Raw genomic sequence first — 20,138 nt, 5'->3', positions numbered from 1 at the left:
ACCGGAGAGCAGGCGACATGACCACCCATTCACCGCAGGGATTCGGCCACCGGGCCCGCCGCACCTTCACCCGGCTCGTCGTCTTCCTCGTCATCCTGGGCCTGGGTGGCGGCGTCGTCTTCCTCCTGGGCCAGCTCAACGCCCGCACCTTCACCGTCCTGCAGGAGAACGGCGAGCTGGTGGTGATGAAGGGCCGCGCCCTGCCCACCGGAGCCGCCGCCTACCGCCCCGGGGACCCGCGCCTCGCGGACGCCTACGCCCCCCTCCCCCTGGAGGGCCAGGACGTCACCCTGCTGACGCAGCAGAAGTTCACCGACCGCGACGACCTGGACCGCGCCCTCTTCCCCCTCCTGGAGACCCTGGCCCGCCCGCGCATCGCGTCCGGCGAGCCCGCCAAGGTGGAGCGCGGCCTCTATTATCTGCGCCGCGCGGAGAAGCTCTCCGGCATCACCGAGGAGCAGCGCCGCAGCCTCCAGTCCATGCTCACCGACGTGGCCTTCTACCAGGCGCGTCAGAAGCTGGAGGACGCCCGCCGCCTCGTGTCCGAGGGCCTGGCCCAGCTCAAGCTCGCCGCGGAGTCGGAGAACCGCCACGCCCGCGCCGCCAACCAGATGCTCACCACCGTGGGCCCCACCGCCCGCGACCTGGAGGAGGCCCTTCGCCGCGCCGTCCACAGCGAGAGCGCCCCGGACAACACCCCTGTAGCACCGGCGCCCCGGCAACCCGCCCCGTCACCCGCCGGTGACGCCGCCCAACAGCCTCCGCAGGCCGCCCCAACCCCCGACGCGGGCCCCCAGCCCTGATCTCCAGGGGTTGGGTGACCCCATGAAAAAGACGGCCCCGGATGGGCTTTTCCGGCCATGTAAATGTCGGCCGCTGGACGTCGCGAAACAGCGTCGTACGTGATCTTAGATTGCAATGATCGATCCGACCCCAGCGGCAGGTTTACACAGGATCTTGCGTTGACACACCCGGTGACCCCCCATAGCTTGGGTCACCTCTGTTGCTCGCCCGCCACCACGGGGGCACGTTCCCGGAACCCGGAGGCTGGTGTGGTTTTCTTGATCGACACACACACCTGCCTCACAATTCGCTACATGTCGGGCCGCTGTCGCCGCGCCCCCGGGTCCTGATCGGAAGTCAGTCCCTCCCTGCCATCACCGGAGTCATCACCCACGGGGGTCCGCCCACCCTCGGTGGCTCCGCTATTGCCTTGCCCGGAAGTGAGACGCCCTTGACCGTCCAGACGCCTTTCAAGCCGAACGCCGTCGCCTCGCCGCCCCCTGACTCCGCCGCCGTGGCGCCCGCCACGCAGGCCCCGTCGGCCACCGGCGACTTCACCACCACCATGCGGGTGAAGAAGCGCAACGGCACGGCGGAGCCGGTGGACCTCAACAAAATCGTCCGCGCGGTGGGCAAGTCGTGCGTGGGCCTGTCGCGCGTGGACGTGATGCGCGTGGCCACCAAGACCATCAGCGGTCTGTATGACGGCGCCACCACGCGGGAGCTGGACAGCCTGTCCATCCAGACCGCCGCGGCGCTCATCGTGGAGGAGCCCGAGTACGCCCGGCTCTCCGCGCGCCTGCTCTCCACCTTCATGCAGAAGGAGGTCAGCAACCAGGACATCCAGTCCTTCAGCCAGTCCGTCGCCGCCGGCCACAAGCACGGCCTCATCGCGGACCGCCTCCTCACCTTCGTCCAGGCCAACGCGCGCAAGCTCAACGCCGCCATCGACCCGGTCCGCAACGACCTGTTCGAGTACTTCGGCCTGCGCACCGTCTACGACCGCTACCTGCTCAAGAACCCGCAGACGCGCGAAGTGATTGAGACGCCGCAGGACTTCTTCCTCCGCGTGGCGTGCTCCCTGTCCGGCGACAACGCGCGCGAGGCCATCGAGCTCTACCGCCTGTTCAGCTCGCTGGAGTACCTGCCCAGCTCCCCCACCCTGTTCAACTCCGGCACGCGCCACGAGCAGCTCTCCAGCTGCTTCCTCTTGGACTCGCCGGCGGACGAGCTGGACGCCATCTACAAGAAGTATTCGGACATCGCGATGCTGTCGAAGTTCAGCGGCGGCATCGGCGTGGCGTACCACCGCGTGCGCGCGCGCGGCTCCCTCATCAAGTCCACCAACGGCCACTCCAACGGCATCGTCCCGTGGCTCAAGACGCTGGACGCGTCCGTGGCGGCGGTGAACCAGGGCGGCAAGCGCAAGGGCGCGTGCTGCGTGTACCTGGAGACGTGGCACGCGGACATCGAGGACTTCCTCGAGCTGCGCGACAACACCGGTGACGAGGCCCGCCGCGCGCACAACCTGAACCTGGCCAACTGGGTGCCGGACCTCTTCATGCGCCGCGTGGAGGCCGACCAGGAGTGGAGCCTCTTCGACCCGAAGACGACGCCCCACCTCACCGACCTCTTCGGCGAGGCCTTCGAGAAGGCCTACGCGGAGGCCGAAGCGCAGGGCCACGCCGTGCGCAAGGTGAAGGCGCGCGACCTGTACGCCCGGATGATGAAGGTGCTGGCCCAGACGGGCAACGGCTGGATGACCTTCAAGGACATCTGCAACCGCAAGAGCAACCAGACGGGCCAGCCGGGCAACGTCATCCACCTGTCCAACCTGTGCACCGAAATCCTGGAGGTCACGAGCCAGGGTGAGACGGCGGTGTGCAACCTGGGTTCGCTCAACCTGGGCCGCATGGTGAAGGATGGGAAGTTCGACTTCGACCAGCTGCGCTCCAACGCGATGCTCGCGCTCAAGCAGTTGGACCGCGTCATCGACCTCAACTACTACCCCATCCCCACCGCCGCGGACTCCAACCGCCGCTGGCGCCCGGTGGGCCTGGGCCTGATGGGCCTCCAGGACGTCTTCTTCCAGCTGCGCCTGCCCTTCGACTCCGTGGAGGCGCGCAACCTGTCCAAGAAGATTTCGGAGGAGATCTACTACGCGGCGCTCGTCACCTCCTCCGACCTGGCGGAGCAGTTCGGCGCGCACCCCTCCTTCCCGGAGACGCGCGCGGCCAAGGGCGAGCTCCAGTTCGACAGCTGGGGCATCGTCCCGGAGGACACGCTGCGCTGGGACGCGCTGCGCTCGCGCATCATGAAGGTGGGCCTGCGCAACTCGCTGATGATCGCCATCGCGCCCACGGCCACCATCGCGTCCATCGCCGGCTGCTACGAGTGCATCGAGCCGCAGGTGTCCAACCTCTTCAAGCGGGAGACGCTGTCCGGTGACTTCCTCCAGGTGAACCGCTACCTGGTGCGCGACCTGCAGCAGCTGGGCCTCTGGAACGAGAGCACCCGCAACCGCATCAAGCTGGCCGAAGGCAGCGTGCAGGACCTCACGGAGCTGCCGGAGGCGCTGCGCGCCATCTACCGCACCGCGTGGGAGCTCCCCATGCGCGCGCTGCTGGACATGGGCGCGGACCGCGGCGCCTTCATCGACCAGAGCCAGTCGCTCAACCTCTTCGTGGAGACGCCCAACATCGGGAAGCTGTCCTCGATGTACTTCTACGCGTGGCAGAAGGGGCTGAAGACCACGTATTACATGCGCTCGCGCCCGGCGACCCGCATCGCCAAGGCCACCGTGGGCCAGGGCGGCCCGACGATGACGGCCGCGCCGACTCCTGCTCCCCAGGTCGTGACCGCTGAGGCGGAAGCGGTGGCGTGCTCGCTGGAGAACCCCGAGGCGTGCGAGGCCTGCCAGTAGTCCCTGGCGGTCCCCACCCTGCTGTCCCCTGTCGTCGTGTGAGTAAGGGAGTACCGAAGCAATGCTGCTCGATCCGGGAATGAACCTGACGCTGCGCCCCATGGCGTATCCCGTCTTCTTCGAGATGTACCGCAACGCCATCAAGAACACCTGGACGGTGGAGGAGATCGACTTCTCCACGGACCTGGTGGACCTGCGCTCGAAGATGACGGACGCGGAGCGTCACCTCATCCACCGGCTGGTGGCCTTCTTCGCCACGGGCGACTCCATCGTCGGCAACAACCTGGTGCTCAACCTCTACAAGCACCTGAACGCGCCCGAAGCGCGCATGTACCTGTCGCGCCAGCTCTATGAAGAGGCCCTGCACGTCCAGTTCTACCTGACGCTGCTGGACAGCTACGTGCCGGACCCGGCGGAGCGCGCCAAGGCCTTCGCGGCGGTGGACAACATCCCGTCCATCCAGCGCAAGGCGCGCTTCTGCATGAAGTGGATGGACAGCATCCAGGCGCTGGATCAGGTCCGCTCCAAGTCGGACCGCCGCCAGTTCCTGCTGAACCTCATCTGCTTCGCGGGCTGCATTGAAGGACTCTTCTTCTTCGCGGCCTTCGCCTACGTGTACTTCCTGCGCAGCAAGGGTCTGCTGAACGGTCTGGCCGCGGGCACCAACTGGGTGTTCCGCGACGAGTCCGCCCACATGACCTTCGCCTTCGAGGCCATCAAGACCGCGCGCAAGGAGGAGCCGGACCTCTTCGACGCGGGCATGGAGAAGGACGTCGTGCAGATGATGCGCGACGCGGTGGAGTGCGAGACGCAGTTCGCCCAGGACCTGCTGAGCGGCGGCGTGATGGGCCTCTCCGTACAGGAGATGCGCGGCTACCTGGAGTACGTGGCCGACCAGCGCCTGCAGATGCTGGGCATCGCCCCCGTCTTCCACACCAAGAACCCGCTGCACTTCATGGACCTGCAGGACGTGCAGGAGCTCACCAACTTCTTCGAGCGCCGCGTGTCGTCCTACCAGGTCGCCGTGGGCGTGGGCGCCGCCAACGACGTCGTCTTCGACGCCGCCTTCTAGGCCTCTCCCCTGCTTCACACACAAAGGCCGTGCCCCGCGACGAAGCGAGGCACGGCCTTCGTGCTTCCAACCCTCTTTAGACGGGGCGCTCCACCTCGCGCGGGCCCGCCACGCGCTCCCGGCGCTCCTCGTCCGTCGCCTGCTCCGCGCGCGCGGCCGTAATCTGCACCGCCGGGCGGTTCACCAGCCGGTACACCGCGGACGCGAAGGCAGCCCCCAACAGCGGCGCGATGATGAACATCCACAGCTGGCGCAGGGCGTCGCCTCCGGCGAACAGCGCCGGGCCCAGGCTGCGCGCCGGGTTCACCGACGTGTTGGTGATGGGGATGCCCACCAGGTGGATGAGCGTCAGCACCAGGCCAATGGCCACGCCCGCGAAGCCCACCGGCGCCCGCGAGTCCGTGGCCCCCAGCACCGTCAGCACCAGCAGGAAGGTGAGCACCACCTCCGCGATGAAGGCCGCCCCGCCGCCGTAGCCCTCCGGCGACGCCACCCCGTAGCCGTTGCTGCCCAGCCCCTCCGCGCCCGCGGAGTAGCCGCCCGGCGCGCCCTTCGCGATGAGCAGCACCACGCCCGCGGCGATGATGGCGCCCACGCACTGCGCGATGACGTAGCCAGCCAGGTGCCGCTTGTCGAACTTGCCCGCCATCATCAGGCCCACCGTCACGGCCGGGTTCACGTGGCAGCCGGAGATGGGGCCAATCGTGTAGACCATGGCCAGCAGCGACAGCCCGAAGGCGAAGGCCACGCCCAGGAAGCCGATGCGGCCGCCCGCCAGCACCGCCGCCCCAACGCCGCCGAGCACCAGCACGAAGGTGCCCACCGCCTCCGCCAGGTACTTCTGCATCGCGTCGCCATTGGCGGGGGCCGTCCGGGCGGCCCTCACGTTTCCGTCTCGCATGTTCAAGCCTCCTCAGGGGTCCAGAGGAGAGGCTGTGCATGCGTGCGCCCCACAACGCGTGAGGGCCCTGCACACGGCCGCCGTGCGGCGCATGGACAAGGCCCTCGCAGTCCCGAGGCCCCCACCCCGAAGGGAGGGGCACCCGAGCCCATCAGGCGTTTCTCAGACGTGCTTCCAGATGCCGATGAACGGCAGGTTCCGGTACTTCTCGCCGTAGTCCAGGCCGTACCCGACGACGAACTTGTCCTCGATGACGAAGCCCTTGTAGTCGATTTCCACCTTCGTCTTGGCCCGCGCGGGCTTCTCCAGCAGCGAGCAGATCTTCACCGACGCCGGGTGCCGCGCCCGGAGGTTCTCCAGGAGGAAGCTCATGGTGAGCCCCGTGTCGATGATGTCCTCGATGACGAGCAGGTGCTTGCCCGCCATCGGCTTGGACACGTCCGTGGTGATGCGCACCTCGCCCGTGGACTCCGTGCCGCCGTGGTAGCTGGACACGCCCAGGAACTCGAGCGTCAGCGGCAAATCAATGGCGCGCGCCAGGTCGATGGCGAAGAACGCGGAGCCCTTGAGCACGCAGATGAGCGTCAGCTCCTTGCCCTCGTAGTCGCGGGTAATCTGCGCGCCCAGCTCCTTCACGCGCGCCTGCACGGCCTCCTCGGAGATGAGGACGCCGACATCCTTCTCGTGGAACGTCGTCACCGGGTGCTCCCTCTACACGTAGGCGTTGTTCATGATCTCCCCGAAGCCGCCGCCGCCGGGGACGATGTACTGACGGTCATCCAGGCCCCGCTCCTTCTCCCAGAGCAGGCCCGGCGCGGTGCCGAACACCTCCGGCGGGGACAGGCCGCGGTCCAGACGGAGCGCGTAGATGATGACGTCCGGGTGCTCCGTCGTCATCCGGCGCAGGTACTCCGGCGTGACGATGAGGTTGAGCGTGATGATGCGCCGGGCCTTCCCGGGCACCCTCGTCTTGTACAGCTGGATGGCCGTGGCCAGGCTGCCGCCCGTGGCCCCCATGGGGTCCGGGAACAGCACGAACGCGTCATCCACGTCCCCGCCAATCTTCGCGCCGCCAATCTCCGAACCCACCACCGCCTGGGCCGCGTCGATCATCCGGCTCATGATGATGTGGTCCTGGCGCACCAGGGACGGGTCCACCGTGAAGTTGAGCAGGTCATACGTCACCTGCGACGGCAGCGTGCCCGCCCGCGCGATGTTCACCGTCACCACGCGCAGCTGCGGGTCCACCACCTCGCCCTGGTAGATGCCCAGGGGCGTGGAGTCGATCATGCGGGTGGGAATGGTCACCATCTTGCGCGGGAACTCCGCGTTGATGACCGTCTTCACCAGGTCCGCGTAGAGCTGCTCCACCAGCCGGTTGATCTGCGGCTGCAGCGTGCCCTTGGCGCACAGCGTGGCCAGCTGGGAGAGGAGAAACGGATTTCCCACCAGGTGGACGCTGGGACCATAGTGGTGGGCCATCTCGTTCAACTTGAACGGCACGTTCGCGTAGAGAGTGTCGCGCATCGGATGGGGCTCCCGCGCCGGTGACAGGCGGATTGAGGCTTTCAGTCGAACAGCTTCAGCGTCTGCGGAGGGCTCGCCTCCGCGGGTTCCGCCACGTGACACTTGCGGCAGCGCGGCTCGTAGGCACCCGCCGCGCCCACCACCACCCGCTCCTCGCTGCCAATGATGCGCTGCGAACGGTTGGCCGGGTTCCCGCACACCGCGCAGATGGCCAGCTCCTTCGTCACGTACTCCGCCACCGCCATCAGCTGCGGCATCGGCTCGAAGGGGCGCCCCTGGTAGTCCTGGTCCAGGCCCGCGCAGATGACGCGCATGCCCCGCTGGGCGAGCGCCTCGCACACCTGCACCACTTCTCCGCCCAGGAACTGCACCTCGTCGATGCCCACCACCTGCGTGTCGGGGGACAGGTGCCGGAAAATTTCTTCAGCCCTTTCGATAGGCAGGGACGTCAATTTCAACTGGCTGTGGCTGACCACCTGCGTGTCGTCGTAGCGGGTGTCGATGCGCGGCTTGAACACGCGCACCTTCTGCCGGCCGTACAGCGCGCGCTTGACGCGGCGGATCAACTCCTCCGTCTTGCCGGAGAACATCGATCCGCAGATGACCTCTATCCACCCGATATCTTTGGGGAATTGATGCAATGGGCACTCGTCTCGGTGTGGCTGGGCGGGGCGAATCTCCGCGACCCATCCCTTCCCGTCAATTTCGTTTCCAGGCTGGCAAGCCCCCGCCTCCGCCGCCTGCCCGGCTGCTTCCCATGAAGTCCCGGAAGCCCTGGCAAGGGATTTGAATAGCCCTGGCTCCAGGTAGCAGGACGGGAACCTTGGGGGTGGGGCGTGGCGGCGACGGCGAACGAGGTGCAGGCGGGGAGTTGGGCGCAGCAGGCTTCTTTCTACACGTCACCGGCGTCGGTGGCGCTGCTCATGCTGAACCTGTTGGACGGGCTGTTCACCCTGCTCTTCCTGCAGCTGGGAGTCGCGGAGGAGCTCAACCCGGTGATGCGCGTGGCGTACGAGCAGTCACCGCTGCTCTTCATGTTCTCCAAGCTGCTCATCGTGAACGCGGGGCTGTGCCTGCTGTGCCTGCACCGCCGGCTCAAGGCCAGCCGCCTCGCCATCCGCGCGGGCGCCATCGTCTACGCCATCATCGTGGTCTACCACCTGGCCTTCCTCGCCCACCTGGTGAGTCATTGGCCCTTCGGGGCATGACGGCTGGAGGCCCAGTGAACGGTCCCCAGCGCGACAGGTAGGGGGTGCTTGCTTTTCACCTTCAGTCTGTCCCAGGCTTCCCCGTAGCTCCGGCCTTCCAGGTTCGGGGGGGGACCATGAACATCACCGACGTCCGGGTGTTTCCGGTCGAAGAGGACAAGCTCAAGGCGTACGTCACCATCACCCTGGATCACTGCTTCGTCGTGCGCGACCTGAAGGTGATCCACGGCTCCACCGGGCTCTTCATCGCGATGCCCGCGAAAAAACGGAAGGACGGGACCTACAAGGACATCGCCCATCCGTTGAACGCGGACACGCGAAGCCAGATGGAGCGGGTCATCCTCATCGAGTACGAGAAACACCTTCACCAGGCGCAGAACGGGACGCTCGGTCCCGTGGCGGCTGAACTCGACTAACGAACTTCCATTCGGGGCGCGCACGGGTTAGTCAGCGCCCCCATGCAGCCGTCGCGTGACTTCAAGGTGTTCGCCGGGAACTCGAACCCGGCGTTGGCGCAGCGCATCTGCGAATACCTCCAGCGGCCCCTGGGCAACGCGGTGGTGGACACGTTCTCTGACGGGGAGATCCACGTCGAGATCGGCGAGAACGTGCGAGGACAGGACGTGTTCATCGTCCAGTCCACCTGCCCGCCGACGAACCATCACCTGATGGAGCTGCTGATCATGTGCGACGCCCTCAAGCGGGCGAGCGCAGGCTCCATCACCGCCGTGATGCCGTACTACGGCTACGCGCGACAGGACCGGAAGGTGGCGGCCCGCACGCCCATCACCGCCAAGCTGGTGGCGGACATGCTGGAGGTCGCGGGCGTCAACCGGGTGGTGTCCATGGACATGCACGCCGGGCAGATCCAGGGCTTCTTCAACATGCCCTCGGATCATCTCTACGGCTCGCCGGTGTTCCTGGAGGACATCCGCAAGCGCTTCACGGAGTCGAGCGAGCTGGTCATCGTCAGCCCGGACGCCGGCGGCGTGGAGCGCGCGCGCGCCTACTCCAAGCGGCTGAACACGGGGCTGGCCATCATCGACAAGCGCCGCCCGCGCCCCAACGCCTCGGAGGTGATGAACCTCATTGGCGACGTGAACGGCAAGGACGCCATCCTGGTGGACGACATGGTGGACACCGCGGGCACGCTCGCCCAGGCGGCCCTCGCGCTGAAGGACAAGGGCGCGCGCCGGGTGCTCGCGTACGCGGTGCACCCCATCCTGTCCGGCCCCGCCATCCAGCGCATCACCGACTCCGTCCTGGAGGAGGTCGTCTTCACGGACACGGTGCCGCTCGCGGCCAACGCCAAGGCGTGCCCGAAGATCCGCGCCCTGCAGACGGACGCCCTCTTCGGGGAAGCCATCGCGCGCATCCACCGCGCGGACTCGCTGAGCTCTCTGTTCGTCTGAAGTCCGTCCGAGCTTGAGAGCCGCCTGGAGTCCGGGCGGCTTGACGAAGGACCCCGGGGGCTGGCATGTCCGGCCCCCTCCACCGGTTCCATGGGCCCGTCACAACGGCCCGGGCGCCGTCTTCGGGGCCCACCATGGGGGTGGGATGCCGAGGGCGCCCAGACGCCGGTGAACACCGCGGTACCCACCGATAAAGAGAGATTTCCATGGCCACCGACAAGAGCACCCTCGAAGCGCAGGCCCGTGAAGGTTCCGGCAAGGGCATTGCCCGCCGCCTGCGTGCGTCCGGCCAGGTTCCCGCCGTCGTCTACGGCAAGCACCTGAAGGCGCCGCTGCACATCTCCGTGGACCCCAAGGCCATCCGCACGGCCATCAACACCCCGCACAAGCTGAACACGCTCATCCAGCTGAAGCTGGCCGGCAATGAGCAGCAGGTCCTGCTGAAGGACTACCAGATGGACCCGCTCACCCGCGACATCCTGCACGCGGACTTCATCGCCGTGAGCGAGAAGGAGCAGGTCAAGGTGAACCTCCCCGTCGTGCTCACCGGCAAGGCCCCGGGCGTGGCGGAGGGCGGTCTGCTCACGCAGATCCGCCGCAACCTGGAGGTCTGGGCGCTCCCCGGCGCCATCCCGCTCCAGATTGAAGTGGACGTCAGCAATCTGCAGATCGCGGAAGCCATCCACGTGAACGACGTGAAGCTCCCCGAGGGCGTGTCCGTGAAGACGCACGTCAACTACACCATCGCGGTCCTCGCCGCGCCGGAAGCGGCGGAGGCGGCTCCGGCGGCTGCGGCGGCTGCGGCGGCTGCCCCGGCGGCGGGCAAGGCGGCGGACGCGAAGGCGGGCGACGCGAAGGCCCCTGCGGCGGCCGCGGCCAAGGCCCCGGCCAAGGCCGCGGCGAAGAAGTAGTCCTCTTCCGCCGTTCGGTATCTCCTCGCGGGGCGGGCCTCTTCCAGGGCCTGCCCCGCTGTCTTTTTCCGGGTGTGGGCCCTTCAAGGTCCCCACCCTCCTCTGGAGCCTTCCATGAAGCTCATCTGCGGGCTGGGCAACCCCGGGCGCGAGTACGAGCGCCACCGCCACAACGTCGGGTTCATGGTGGTGGACGCGCTCCTGTCGCGCGCCCGCGCGGAGCTCACCCAGGACAAGTTCCAGGCGCGGGTGGGCCAGGGAAACCTGGGCGGCGAGCGCATCCTCTTCGTGGAGCCGCAGACGTACATGAACCTGTCCGGCCGCTCCGTGGCGGAGGCCGCGCGCTTCTACAAGGTCGAAGTGCAGGACGTGCTCGTGGTGCACGACGAGCTGGATCTGCCCTTCGGGCGGCTGCAGCTCAAGGCGGGCGGCGGCGCGGGCGGGCACAACGGGCTCAAGAGCATGGTGCAGTGCCTGGGCGAGGACGCCTTCATCCGGGTACGGGTGGGCATTGGCAAGCCGGAGGGCCCCAACGCCAAGGAGCGCGTGGCGGGCTACGTCCTGTCCAACTTCGACGACGGCGAGCGCCGCCAGTTGGAGGAGCTCGTCGGGAAGGCGGCGGACATGGCGGAGAGCTGGGTGCGCGACGGGCTCTCCACGGCGATGAACCGCCACAACCGCAAGGCCTGAAGCGCGGGGCCGGCTGGTTGCCCCCCTGGCTCCCCTTGACTTTCCAGGAGGGGTCCTCTTAGAAGCCCCTTCCCCCGGAGTGCGTCCCACGCTTTTCCGGTGGATGTTCTTTCAAAGCTTCCCGTGTTCACTCACGGGCCAAGGCGCGATGGTGACGGGCGCGCGAGAGGATTTCCCGTCCCCGGTGGTGGCCTTCGAGGGCCTCCGGCCGTTTCCCCGCTCCCCGGATGGTCCGGGGGGCACTCGACCCCAAGGGGAGAGAAACATGGCAGAGACGCAGGCCGCCAAGCGGCTTCGTGAGTACGAGACCATCTTCCTGGTCAAGCCGGACGTGACCGACGACAACGTGGACAAGCTCAAGGAGCGCGTCCGCACCATCGTCTCGCGTGAGGGCGGCAAGGTCCTCCGCTTCACGGTGTGGGGGAAGAAGAAGACCCTGTTCCCCGTGGCCAAGCAGCCCCGCGCCATCTACGTCCACACGAGCTTCCTGGGTGACGGCAAGCTGGTGGCGGAGATCGAGCGCAACCTGCGCAACATCGACGACGTCACGCGCTACATCTCCGTGAAGATCGCGGACGAGGTGGATCCCGAGTCCCGTCCGGTGCTCGAGGACCTCAAGCTGGCCGGCGACGTCGAGGAGACCCGTCCGGGCGCTCCCGTCGAGCGCGAGGGTGGCTTCCGCAGCGAGACGCCTGAGTTCGCGGGTGGCGATTCGGAAGAGGAGTCCACGGAGGAGGCGTAACGCCTCTGACGGGACCTTCACCCAACCTTCCAGGAAACGAGAACGTTCATGAGCAACGGCATGGATAGCAAGCAGGGCGCGGGCGCTTCCCGCGGCCCCGGTGGCGGTGGCGGCGGCTACGGCGGCGGTTCGCGCGGTGGCGACCGTGGTGGCGATCGCGGCGGTGACCGCGACCGTGGTGGTGATCGCGGCGACCGCGGCGGCATGGGCGGCGACGACGACAAGCGCGGTGGCCGCGGCTTCGGCCGCAAGAAGGTCTGCCGGTTCTGCGCGGAGAAGAACGCGTCGGTGGACTTCAAGGACCAGGCGACGCTGAAGTACTTCGTCACCGAGCGCGGCAAGATCATCCCCCGCCGCATCTCCGGCAACTGCGCGAAGCACCAGCGTGAGGTGGCGGTGGCCATCAAGCGCGCCCGCGGCATCGCGCTCCTCCCCTACAACGCGGTGGTCGGCTAGTCGCCGGTCCGCAACACAGGAGACAGAAACATGAAGGTCATTCTGCGTGAGGACATCGACAACCTCGGCAAGTCCGGCGAGCTCGTCACGGTGAAGGACGGCTTCGGCCGTAACTTCCTGCTGCCGCGCAAGAAGGCGGTCCTGGCGAGCGAGCAGAACCTGCGTCAGCTGGAGCACGAGAAGGCCGTGCACACGGCGCGCAATGCCAAGCTGAAGGGCGCTGCCGACGAGCAGGCCAAGAAGCTGGGCAGCGTCAAGGTCACCATCAAGCGCAAGGTGGGCGAGCAGGACAAGCTGTTCGGCTCCGTCACGGTGCTGGACATCGCCGAGGCGCTCGCGGCCCAGGGCCAGCAGGTGGATCGCCGCCAGCTGCACCTGGCCGAGCCCATCAAGTCGCTGGGCAACTACGAAGTGGAGCTCCGCCTGCACCGCGAGGTGACGGCGAAGATCAAGGTCGACGTGGTGGCCGAGTAGTCCACCGCATCACCTGAAGCGCTCCATCGCTTCAAGGGAAGGGCCGTCCGGGCAACCGGGCGGCCCTTTTCGCGTCTCCAGGGCGGAGGCCGTCCGGCTCGCGCCGCTGGCGGTCCGTTTCACGGCATCCGCGTGGATGCAGGGCCCCAGGCGTGGGTACTTCAGCGGCGGACACCGCCTGGAGGTCTCCGCCACATGAGCGCCCCAATCCGCCCCGCCGCCGCGCACCACCCCGACCTGGACTGGCTCCGGGTGCTGGCCATCGTGGTGCTGCACCTGTTCCACACCGGGATGATGTTCAACACCTGGGAGTGGCACATCAAGAGCCCCCAGGCGCTGCCGCTGCTGGAGCCCGTCATGGGGGTGCTGCACTTGGTGCGCATGCCGCTGCTGATGGTCATCTCCGGCGCGGGCACCGCGTTCGCGCTCCGGCGGCGCTCCTTGAGGGCGTTCACGAAGGACCGGACGAAGCGGCTGTTGTTGCCGCTGGTGTTCGGCATGTTCGTGGTGGTGCCGCCGCAGATCTACGTGGAGCGGCTGTTCCAGGGCCGCATCCAGGGGAGCTACGCCGCGTTCTACCCGACGGTGTTCGACTTCGTGCCCTACCCCGCGGGCAGCTTCAGCTGGCACCATCTGTGGTTCGTGGCCTACCTGTTCGTCTACTGCCTCCTGGCCCTGCCCCTCTTCGCGGCGCTGCGCACGCAAGCCGGGGGGCGGTTCCTCGCGTGGGCGGACGCGTGGCTGTCGCGTGGAGTGAACGTGCTGTGGCTCGTGGTGCCGCTGGCGCTCAACCGGGTGCTGCTGCGCGACTTCCCGGAGACGCACGCGCTGCTGGATGATCCGCGCACGTTCGTGCACTACGGCCTGCTGTTCCTCTACGGCCACCTGCTGGGCCGCTGCCCGGGCGTATGGGGCCGGCTGGTGGCGCTGCGCCACGTGCTGCTGGCCGTGGCGTTGGCTGCGCTCGTGGTGGAGCTGGTGTGGCCGTGGCCGGTGATGCCGGTGGTGCCCGCCATCGTGGGGGGCACGGTGCTCATCTGGAGCGGGCTGCTGACGGCGATGGCCTGGGCGCGGCACCACGTGCGCACGGCCCCCGCGTGGCTTCCGCACGCGCAGGCGCTGTCGTATCCGTTCTACATCTTCCACCAGACGGTCATCATCTGCGTGGGCTACCTGTGCCTGCGCCTGCCGGTGGGTCCCTGGGCCATGCTGTTCGCGGTGCTCACGCTGTCCTTCGCCGTCACGCTGGCGCTGTGTGAAGGCGTGTCCCGCGTGGCCTGGCTCCGGCCGCTCTTCGGCATGAAGCCCCGCGCCGCGCGTCCCGCCGTCCTCACCCCGGAGGCCGTGGGGTGAGGGCCTGGGAGGACGTTCCATCCACGCGGTGGCGCTGGCCCCGGCTGCGCTTGCGTCCGGCGCTGAAGGTCCTGGCGTTCGGGCTGGCCCTGGGCGTGTGGCAGGGCAGCGCGGTGCGGCTGATGCAGCTGATGCGGCCGCATCCGGGCCATTGGGCGCCGGCGTTCATCTGGGAGATGACCAGCGCGCTCGCCGTCACGCTGCTGCTCCCCGTCCTGATGACGGCGGTGCTCAACGCGCCGGCCCCTCGCGTGGGCTGGACGCGCTTCCTGGGCATCCACGCGGCGGCATTCAGCCTCTTCACGTCGCTGCACATCGCGCTGATGGCGGGGCTGCGGCATGGCATCTACGCGCTGCTGGAGCTGGGGGACTACGACCTGGGGCCTCCCGTGTACGCGCTCCCCATGGAGGCGCAGAAGGACCTGATTACCTACGGCCTGGGCTGCGCGGTCATCTCGCTCCTGTACGAGTGGCGACAGCGGCAGGCCCGGGCGCTGCGCTCGGCGGAGCTGGAGGGCGAGCTGCGGGCCGCGCAGCTCCAGTCGCTCACGGGCCAGCTGCACCCGCACTTCCTCTTCAACGCGCTGCACACCATCGGGTCGGTGATGTACGAGGACCTGCCGCGCACGGACCGGCTCCTGAGCGACCTGGGCCAGCTCCTGCGCGCGAGCCTGGAGCGCACCGAGCCCACCTGGACGCTGGCCGAGGAGCGCGGGCACACCGAGCGCTTCGTCGCATTGCTCGCGGCGCGCTTCGGCGACCGGTTGGACGTGCGCTGGGACGTGGCGCCGGGCCTGGAGCCCCAACGCGTGCCCTGCTTCGCGTTGCAGACGCTGGTGGAGAACGCGGTGAAGCACAACCAGGACCTGCGCGGCGCGCTGGAGGTGCGCATCCGCGCGCGTGCTGAAACGGACCGCTGGGCGCTGGAGGTGGAGGACACCGGGCGCGGCTTCGGGGCGCCCTCCCCTGCCTCCGGGCCTGGCGTGGGGCTGACGCAGTTGGAGCGCGTGCTCACGCTGCTTCATGGAGACCGGGCCCGGCTGGAGCGTGGCGCGGGACCGGAGGGTGGCGCGCGCGTGACGGTATGGCTGCCCCGGGTGGAGGTCGCATGACGGTGTTCCGCGTGCTGGTGGTGGACGACGAGGCGCCCGCGCGCGCGAAGGTGAAGCGCCTGCTGGCGGACGACGCGCGCTTCACCTGCGTGGGCGAGGCCTCGGACGGGACGGAGGCGCTCGCGCGCATCGAATCGCTGCGGCCGGACCTGGTGGTGCTGGACGTGCAGATGCCCGGCCTCACCGGCTTCGAGGTCCTGGAGGCGCTCGGGACGGACGCCTGCCCCGCCGTCATCTTCTCCACCGCCTACGAGCGCTTCGCGCTCCAAGCCTTCGAGGCCCACGCGGCGGACTACCTCCTCAAGCCCTATGACGCGGGCCGCTTCACCCGGGCGCTCGACAAGGCCCATGCGCTGCTGAGCGCGGGCACGCGCGGCTCGGCCGCGATGGACGCCCTGCTCGCCACGGTGGCGAAGGCCCGCCCGGAACGCCCCCTGGAGCGGCTGGTGGTGAAGGTGGGCGAGGGCTGGGTGCCCCTGCGCCTGGACACCGTGTGGCGCCTGTCGTCGGAGGACAAGTACGTGCGGCTCTTCACCGCCCAGGGCGAACACCTGGTGCGCCAGACGCTGCGGGCCCTGGAGGAGCGCCTGGACCCCACCCGCTTCGTGCGCGTGCACCGCGGCGACCTGGTGAACCTGGAGGCCGTGGCCCGCCTGGAGCCGTGGACGCATGGGGACGGCATCCTGGTGCTCAAGGACGGCTCCACGGTGATCCTCAGTCGCACCTACCGGGAGGCCTTCCTCCAGCAGTGGGGCGCCGCCGAATAGCCCGACGCGCGGGGTCGGTTCACCTGGAGGCCGGGCGGAGGTGCCACGGCGGGTCGCGGCATCCCTCCCGGACCTACCGGTTGCTACAGGACTGTTGCAGGAAACTGGACGTCCGCTGGACCGTGTCAGACGCTGCCTGTAGAGGTTCCAAGCAGCCATGCAGAACGTCCTGGACGGTAGGGAAGGTCGGCGGGTCCACGAGGATCTCGCCGCGGAGCGTGCGGTGCTGGGCGCCGTGCTGGCGGACAACGGGCTCATCACGCCCGTGGCGGAGGTCGTCCACGCGGACGACTTCGCCAGCCCTTCGCACGCGCAGATCTTCTCCGCGATGATGCGGTTGGATCAGCAGAGCAAGCAGGTGGACCACCTGACGCTCGCGGAGGAGCTCAAGGTCCTGGGCCAGCTCGTCTCGGTGGGCGGCCCCGCGTACCTGATGGGCCTGGACCAGGTCGTCCCGCTGGCGGCCAACGCCGTCCAGTACGCCCACATCGTCAAGGACCAGGCGCTGCGCCGGCGCCTGGCCAACGTGGGCCGGGAGATCCAGGAGCTCGCCAGCCAGGAGACGGGCGAGCTGGACGTCCTGCTCGACGAGGCCGAGCGCAAGGTCTTCCTCCTCGCGGAGAAGAAGCGCGAAGGCGACCTGCGTCCGGTCAGCGAGCTGATGGAGCAGACGCTCGACCTGCTGGACAAGATGAAGACCGCGAACACCGGCGTGACCGGTCTGTCCACGGGCTACATCGACCTGGACAATCAGCTGACCGGCCTGCACGCCGGTGAGCTCATCATCCTCGCGGCGCGTCCCGGCGTGGGCAAGACGTCCTTCGCCATGAACATCGCGGTGCACGCGGCGCTGAAGGAGAACAAGGCCGTCGGCATCTTCAGCCTGGAAATGCCCGCGGATCAGCTGCTCATGCGTCTGCTCGCGTCCACTGCGCGCGTGGACATGAAGAAGCTGCGCGGCGGCCGGCTGTCCCCGCACGACGAGGAGAAGTTCCAGGAGATGGCGGGCGCGCTCTACAACGCGCCCATCTACATCGACGACTCCGGCGGCCTGTCCCCGTTCGACCTGCGCGCGAAGGCGCGGCGCGTGAAGCAGAAGGACCCGCGCCTGTCGCTGCTCGTCATCGACTACCTCCAGCTGATGCACCAGAAGGGCAAGGTGGAGAGCCGCCAGCTGGAAGTCGCTGAAATCTCCCGCGCGCTCAAGCAGCTGGCCAAGGAGCTGGAGGTGCCCATCATCGCGCTCAGCCAGCTCAGCCGTAAGGTGGAGGAGCGCAAGGGCGGCAAGCCCATGCTCTCCGACCTGCGTGAGTCCGGCTCCATCGAGCAGGACGCCGACGTGGTGATGTTCATCCACCGCGAGACGGAAGAAGATGGCGGCGAGGGTGGAGGAGGCGGTGGCGGGGGTGGCGGCGGCGGCGGTGGTGGCCAGGGCAACACGGTCATCCCCGTGGAGCTCATCGTCGCCAAGCAGCGAAACGGCCCCATTGGTTCCGTGGAGCTGGTGTTCCTCGCGGAGTACACGCGCTTCGAAAGCCGCGCCCGGAGCGAGTAGCCGCCCGAGTCAGTCCCGGCCGGTGCGCAGGTAGCCCGTGACGTGCTCGCGGGCCGCCCGCACCGCGGCCTCCGGCCCCGTGCCCCGGCCCAGCTCCGCCGCCAGCGCGGACGCCAGCCGGCAGCCCGTGCCCCGGCGCTCCGGCGGCCGCTTCAACCGGCGCCCCCGCATCACCACCGTGCGCCCGGCGAAGGCCAACACGTCCGCCAGCCCCTGCCCTTCCGGCAGGTGCCCGCCCTTCACCAGCACCGCGCCGAAGCCGCGCTGACACAGCGCCTCCGCTGCTTCCTGCGCGTCCTCCACCGTGCCCAGCGCCGGCTGGCCCAGGAGCCACGCGGCCTCCTCCAGGTTCGGCGTCACCAGCACGCGCGGGCCCGCGAGTGCCAGGTAGTGCCGGGGCGTCAGGCGCGACAGCACCTGCCCTCGGGAGGAGCGCACCACCGGGTCCACCACCCACCACGCGTCCGCGTCCTTGAGCGCCGCCCTCGCCGTGGACAGCTGCGACGGACCGGGCACCACGCCCCACTTCACCGCGTGCAGGGGGCCCCACTCGCGCGCGGCCGTCACCTGCGCGGCCAGCATGCGCGGAGACGCCGGCACCACGGCGAAGGTGTGCGAGCCCTGCGCCGTCTGGGCCGTGGGCACCGCCACCGCGTCGCCACCCCGCGCCCGCACCGCGGCCACGTCCGCCAGGAGCCCGGCCCTGCCCGTGGGCTCCAGTCCCGCCAGGAGCAGGACTCGCGGCCTCACCGGCGGTGCTCTCGCGCCTTCTGCACCAGCGCCTTGTAGACGCCCAGGTGCACCGGGATGGTCCCCAGCATCAGCTCCGGGTGCCACTGCACGCCCAGCGCGAACGTGTGCGCGGTGGACTCAATCGCCTCCACCACGCCGTCCGGCGACACCGCGCTCACCGTCACGTCCGTGCCCGGCTTGTTCACCGCCTGGTGGTGCGTGGAGTTCACCATCAGCTGCCCGTGCCCCACGGCCTCCGCCAGCTGCGTGCCGTTCTTCACCTCCACCGGGTGCTGCGGCTGGGTGCGGTCGTGCTTCTGCTCGTGGTCGCGCGCGCCCGGAATCTCTTTCAGGATGTCCTGGAACAGCGTGCCGCCCAGCACCACGGCCAACAGCTGCATGCCGCCGCACACGCCCAGCACCGGCAGGTTGCGCTTGAGCGCGCCGCGGATGAGCTGCGCCTCGAAGGCCGTGCGGCCCTCCTTCAGCGGCCCCATGCCTTCGCGGGCCTCCTCGCCATACGCGGCCGGAGGGATGTCGAACGCGCCGCCCGTCACCACCAGCCCGGACACCCGCTCCAGGTAGGCGTCCACGCAGGACGGGTCGTCGGTGTACGGCAGCACGAAGGGCAGGCCCCCCGCGCGCAGCACCGCCTCCGCGTAGGGCACCTTCAATTCGTAGCGGGGGAAGGCGGAGTCGGCCGGCTGGGCCCAGTCCGGGCTGAGGCCGATGTTGGGACGGCGCGCAGTCGTCCCGTGATGACGCGGAGGCAGATGGTTCATGGTGGGGTACTTCCTCTGGTTAGAGGCCAGTCCCCCGCGCGCTGTCAAACGCCGCCGCCAGCTGCCGCACGCGCTCGGCGATGTCCTGGGCAAGCAGGGCGTCGGACACCACCGCCGCGCCATGCGCCCCCGTCGCCGCCACGCTCGCGATGTTCGTCAGGCCCACCCCGCCAATGCCCACCACCGGCAGCGGACTCTCCGCCACCACCCGCCGGAAGGCCTCCAGCCCCAGCACCGGCGCCTGCACCACCTTCGTCGTCGTGCCGAACAGCGGCCCCACGCCCACGTAGTCCGCCCCCGCCGCCCGGGCCGCCTTCGCCCCTTCCGTCCCCCGCGCCGTCACGCCCACGTACCGGCCCGGCCCCAACAGCTCCCGCGCCGCCTCCGGAGGCAGGTCCTCGTCCCCCACGTGCACCCCGTGCGCGTCCGACAGGAGCGCCAGGTCCACCCGGTCGTTGATGAGGCACACCGCGCCCGCCCGCCGGCACAGGGCCACCACCGCTCGGGCCGCTGCCAGTGCCTCCCGGGGAGGGGTGTGTTTCATGCGCAGTTGGAGCATCCGGGCACCGCCCTGAAGCAGCTGTCCGGCCTTGTCCACCAGGGGCAACTCCGGGCGGATGCTGTCGTCGCACAGCAGGTACGGGCCTTGGGGAAGCGGGGGGCGGGGCGAGACGTTCATCGGTTTCCGGGCCTGGGGACACCAGCGTTGACAGGCGCCCCTCCTGCTATAAGGTGCCG

General features: G+C 69.0%; 22 protein-coding genes. 15 read left to right on the top strand and 7 right to left on the bottom strand.

Features of this window, described 5'->3' with window-relative positions; all coding sequences use genetic code 11:
* The first annotated feature begins 17 nt into the window (after positions 1–17).
* From GTZ93_RS19430 to GTZ93_RS19420, 3 genes are all read left to right on the top strand, one after another.
* Positions 18–803 carry an IF-2 protein gene (locus GTZ93_RS19430; RefSeq protein WP_161662922.1) on the top strand — a complete coding sequence of 262 codons (786 nt, stop codon included), beginning with the start codon at positions 18–20 and terminating at the stop codon, positions 801–803.
* A gap of 545 nt (positions 804–1,348) precedes the next feature.
* Entirely contained in the window at positions 1,349–3,706 is a 2,358-nt protein-coding gene (locus tag GTZ93_RS19425; RefSeq protein ID WP_171809648.1) for a ribonucleoside-diphosphate reductase subunit alpha, read from the top strand.
* A gap of 61 nt (positions 3,707–3,767) precedes the next feature.
* Entirely contained in the window at positions 3,768–4,778 is a 1,011-nt protein-coding gene (locus GTZ93_RS19420) for a ribonucleotide-diphosphate reductase subunit beta (RefSeq protein WP_120579921.1), read from the top strand.
* A gap of 76 nt (positions 4,779–4,854) precedes the next feature.
* On the opposite strand, the gene aqpZ is transcribed toward GTZ93_RS19420, so the two are convergent.
* The 4 genes from aqpZ to GTZ93_RS19400 form a co-directional block, all read right to left on the bottom strand.
* Positions 4,855–5,679 carry an aquaporin Z gene (aqpZ, locus tag GTZ93_RS19415; protein WP_139920072.1) on the bottom strand — a complete coding sequence of 275 codons (825 nt, stop codon included), beginning with the start codon at positions 5,677–5,679 and terminating at the stop codon, positions 4,855–4,857.
* A gap of 162 nt (positions 5,680–5,841) precedes the next feature.
* Entirely contained in the window at positions 5,842–6,378 is a 537-nt protein-coding gene (gene hpt, locus GTZ93_RS19410) for a hypoxanthine phosphoribosyltransferase (protein ID WP_139920070.1), read from the bottom strand.
* Positions 6,379–6,390: 12 nt separating this feature from the next.
* Complete coding sequence (locus GTZ93_RS19405) at positions 6,391–7,206, bottom strand: uracil phosphoribosyltransferase (RefSeq protein ID WP_120579918.1); 816 nt, start codon at positions 7,204–7,206, stop codon at positions 6,391–6,393.
* 41 nt (positions 7,207–7,247) lie between these two features.
* Positions 7,248–7,847: a thymidine kinase gene (locus GTZ93_RS19400; RefSeq protein WP_043321219.1), complete on the bottom strand. Its 600-nt coding sequence runs from the start codon at positions 7,845–7,847 to the stop codon at positions 7,248–7,250.
* Positions 7,848–8,042: 195 nt separating this feature from the next.
* On the opposite strand from GTZ93_RS19400, the gene GTZ93_RS19395 reads away from it, so the two are divergent.
* The 12 genes from GTZ93_RS19395 to dnaB all read left to right on the top strand — a co-directional run bounded on the left by GTZ93_RS19395 (position 8,043) and on the right by dnaB (position 17,886).
* Positions 8,043–8,414 carry a DUF5658 family protein gene (locus tag GTZ93_RS19395; protein WP_120579917.1) on the top strand — a complete coding sequence of 124 codons (372 nt, stop codon included), beginning with the start codon at positions 8,043–8,045 and terminating at the stop codon, positions 8,412–8,414.
* 116 nt (positions 8,415–8,530) lie between these two features.
* Positions 8,531–8,830, top strand: a complete 300-nt coding sequence (gene spoVG, locus GTZ93_RS19390) for a septation regulator SpoVG (RefSeq protein WP_014395244.1) — start codon at positions 8,531–8,533, stop codon at positions 8,828–8,830.
* Between the two features lie 42 nt (positions 8,831–8,872).
* Complete coding sequence (locus GTZ93_RS19385) at positions 8,873–9,826, top strand: ribose-phosphate pyrophosphokinase (protein WP_120579916.1); 954 nt, start codon at positions 8,873–8,875, stop codon at positions 9,824–9,826.
* Between the two features lie 206 nt (positions 9,827–10,032).
* On the top strand, positions 10,033–10,737 hold the full coding sequence (locus GTZ93_RS19380; protein ID WP_139920068.1) for a 50S ribosomal protein L25/general stress protein Ctc: 705 nt from the start codon (positions 10,033–10,035) through the stop codon (positions 10,735–10,737).
* 114 nt (positions 10,738–10,851) lie between these two features.
* A complete protein-coding gene (gene pth / locus GTZ93_RS19375; RefSeq protein WP_139920066.1) occupies positions 10,852–11,427 on the top strand; it encodes an aminoacyl-tRNA hydrolase in 576 nt (191 codons plus the stop codon).
* Between the two features lie 265 nt (positions 11,428–11,692).
* Positions 11,693–12,169, top strand: coding sequence for a 30S ribosomal protein S6 (gene rpsF, locus GTZ93_RS19370; RefSeq protein WP_120579913.1), 477 nt, complete (start codon positions 11,693–11,695; stop codon positions 12,167–12,169).
* Between the two features lie 48 nt (positions 12,170–12,217).
* Positions 12,218–12,625 carry a 30S ribosomal protein S18 gene (gene rpsR / locus GTZ93_RS19365; RefSeq protein ID WP_120524744.1) on the top strand — a complete coding sequence of 136 codons (408 nt, stop codon included), beginning with the start codon at positions 12,218–12,220 and terminating at the stop codon, positions 12,623–12,625.
* Positions 12,626–12,655: 30 nt separating this feature from the next.
* On the top strand, positions 12,656–13,099 hold the full coding sequence (rplI, locus tag GTZ93_RS19360; RefSeq protein WP_120579912.1) for a 50S ribosomal protein L9: 444 nt from the start codon (positions 12,656–12,658) through the stop codon (positions 13,097–13,099).
* A 195-nt stretch (positions 13,100–13,294) separates the two neighbouring features.
* Entirely contained in the window at positions 13,295–14,452 is a 1,158-nt protein-coding gene (locus GTZ93_RS19355; protein ID WP_139920064.1) for an acyltransferase family protein, read from the top strand.
* Complete coding sequence (locus GTZ93_RS19350) at positions 14,449–15,564, top strand: sensor histidine kinase (protein WP_139920062.1); 1,116 nt, start codon at positions 14,449–14,451, stop codon at positions 15,562–15,564. Before GTZ93_RS19355 ends, GTZ93_RS19350 begins: the two co-directional genes overlap by 4 nt.
* On the top strand, positions 15,561–16,331 hold the full coding sequence (locus tag GTZ93_RS19345) for a LytR/AlgR family response regulator transcription factor (RefSeq protein WP_139920060.1): 771 nt from the start codon (positions 15,561–15,563) through the stop codon (positions 16,329–16,331). The genes GTZ93_RS19350 and GTZ93_RS19345 overlap by 4 nt, the downstream gene beginning before the upstream one ends.
* Positions 16,332–16,488: 157 nt before the next feature.
* Entirely contained in the window at positions 16,489–17,886 is a 1,398-nt protein-coding gene (dnaB, locus tag GTZ93_RS19340) for a replicative DNA helicase (protein WP_161662921.1), read from the top strand.
* Between the two features lie 9 nt (positions 17,887–17,895).
* On the opposite strand, the gene thiD is transcribed toward dnaB, so the two are convergent.
* From thiD to thiE, 3 genes are read right to left on the bottom strand one after another with little or no spacing between them, the layout of a single operon-like run.
* Positions 17,896–18,636, bottom strand: coding sequence for a bifunctional hydroxymethylpyrimidine kinase/phosphomethylpyrimidine kinase (thiD, locus tag GTZ93_RS19335; protein ID WP_139924191.1), 741 nt, complete (start codon positions 18,634–18,636; stop codon positions 17,896–17,898).
* Positions 18,633–19,400 carry a gamma-glutamyl-gamma-aminobutyrate hydrolase family protein gene (locus GTZ93_RS19330; protein ID WP_120581701.1) on the bottom strand — a complete coding sequence of 256 codons (768 nt, stop codon included), beginning with the start codon at positions 19,398–19,400 and terminating at the stop codon, positions 18,633–18,635. The genes thiD and GTZ93_RS19330 overlap by 4 nt, the downstream gene beginning before the upstream one ends.
* Before the next feature lie 19 nt (positions 19,401–19,419).
* Positions 19,420–20,079 carry a thiamine phosphate synthase gene (gene thiE, locus GTZ93_RS19325; protein WP_161662920.1) on the bottom strand — a complete coding sequence of 220 codons (660 nt, stop codon included), beginning with the start codon at positions 20,077–20,079 and terminating at the stop codon, positions 19,420–19,422.
* Positions 20,080–20,138: the final 59 nt, after the last annotated feature.

The sequence above is a fragment of the Corallococcus exiguus genome (assembly GCF_009909105.1).
Classification (GTDB): Bacteria; Myxococcota; Myxococcia; order Myxococcales; family Myxococcaceae; genus Corallococcus; species Corallococcus exiguus.
This window is presented reverse-complemented; position numbering and strand designations above follow the sequence as displayed.

What these genes read in the sequence shown, in the direction of transcription:
- GTZ93_RS19430 (WP_161662922.1), top strand. Translation starts at nt 18, where the DNA reads ATGACCACCCATTCACCGCAGGGATTCGGCCACCGGGCCCGCCGCACC.
- GTZ93_RS19425 (WP_171809648.1), top strand. Translation starts at nt 1,349, where the DNA reads ATGCGGGTGAAGAAGCGCAACGGCACGGCGGAGCCGGTGGACCTCAAC.
- GTZ93_RS19420 (WP_120579921.1), top strand. Translation starts at nt 3,768, where the DNA reads ATGCTGCTCGATCCGGGAATGAACCTGACGCTGCGCCCCATGGCGTAT.
- aqpZ (WP_139920072.1), bottom strand. Translation starts at nt 5,679, where the DNA reads ATGCGAGACGGAAACGTGAGGGCCGCCCGGACGGCCCCCGCCAATGGC.
- GTZ93_RS19405 (WP_120579918.1), bottom strand. Translation starts at nt 7,206, where the DNA reads ATGCGCGACACTCTCTACGCGAACGTGCCGTTCAAGTTGAACGAGATG.
- spoVG (WP_014395244.1), top strand. Translation starts at nt 8,531, where the DNA reads ATGAACATCACCGACGTCCGGGTGTTTCCGGTCGAAGAGGACAAGCTC.
- GTZ93_RS19385 (WP_120579916.1), top strand. Translation starts at nt 8,873, where the DNA reads ATGCAGCCGTCGCGTGACTTCAAGGTGTTCGCCGGGAACTCGAACCCG.
- GTZ93_RS19380 (WP_139920068.1), top strand. Translation starts at nt 10,033, where the DNA reads ATGGCCACCGACAAGAGCACCCTCGAAGCGCAGGCCCGTGAAGGTTCC.
- pth (WP_139920066.1), top strand. Translation starts at nt 10,852, where the DNA reads ATGAAGCTCATCTGCGGGCTGGGCAACCCCGGGCGCGAGTACGAGCGC.
- rpsF (WP_120579913.1), top strand. Translation starts at nt 11,693, where the DNA reads ATGGCAGAGACGCAGGCCGCCAAGCGGCTTCGTGAGTACGAGACCATC.
- rpsR (WP_120524744.1), top strand. Translation starts at nt 12,218, where the DNA reads ATGAGCAACGGCATGGATAGCAAGCAGGGCGCGGGCGCTTCCCGCGGC.
- rplI (WP_120579912.1), top strand. Translation starts at nt 12,656, where the DNA reads ATGAAGGTCATTCTGCGTGAGGACATCGACAACCTCGGCAAGTCCGGC.
- GTZ93_RS19355 (WP_139920064.1), top strand. Translation starts at nt 13,295, where the DNA reads ATGAGCGCCCCAATCCGCCCCGCCGCCGCGCACCACCCCGACCTGGAC.
- GTZ93_RS19345 (WP_139920060.1), top strand. Translation starts at nt 15,561, where the DNA reads ATGACGGTGTTCCGCGTGCTGGTGGTGGACGACGAGGCGCCCGCGCGC.
- dnaB (WP_161662921.1), top strand. Translation starts at nt 16,489, where the DNA reads ATGCAGAACGTCCTGGACGGTAGGGAAGGTCGGCGGGTCCACGAGGAT.
- GTZ93_RS19330 (WP_120581701.1), bottom strand. Translation starts at nt 19,400, where the DNA reads ATGAACCATCTGCCTCCGCGTCATCACGGGACGACTGCGCGCCGTCCC.
- thiE (WP_161662920.1), bottom strand. Translation starts at nt 20,079, where the DNA reads ATGAACGTCTCGCCCCGCCCCCCGCTTCCCCAAGGCCCGTACCTGCTG.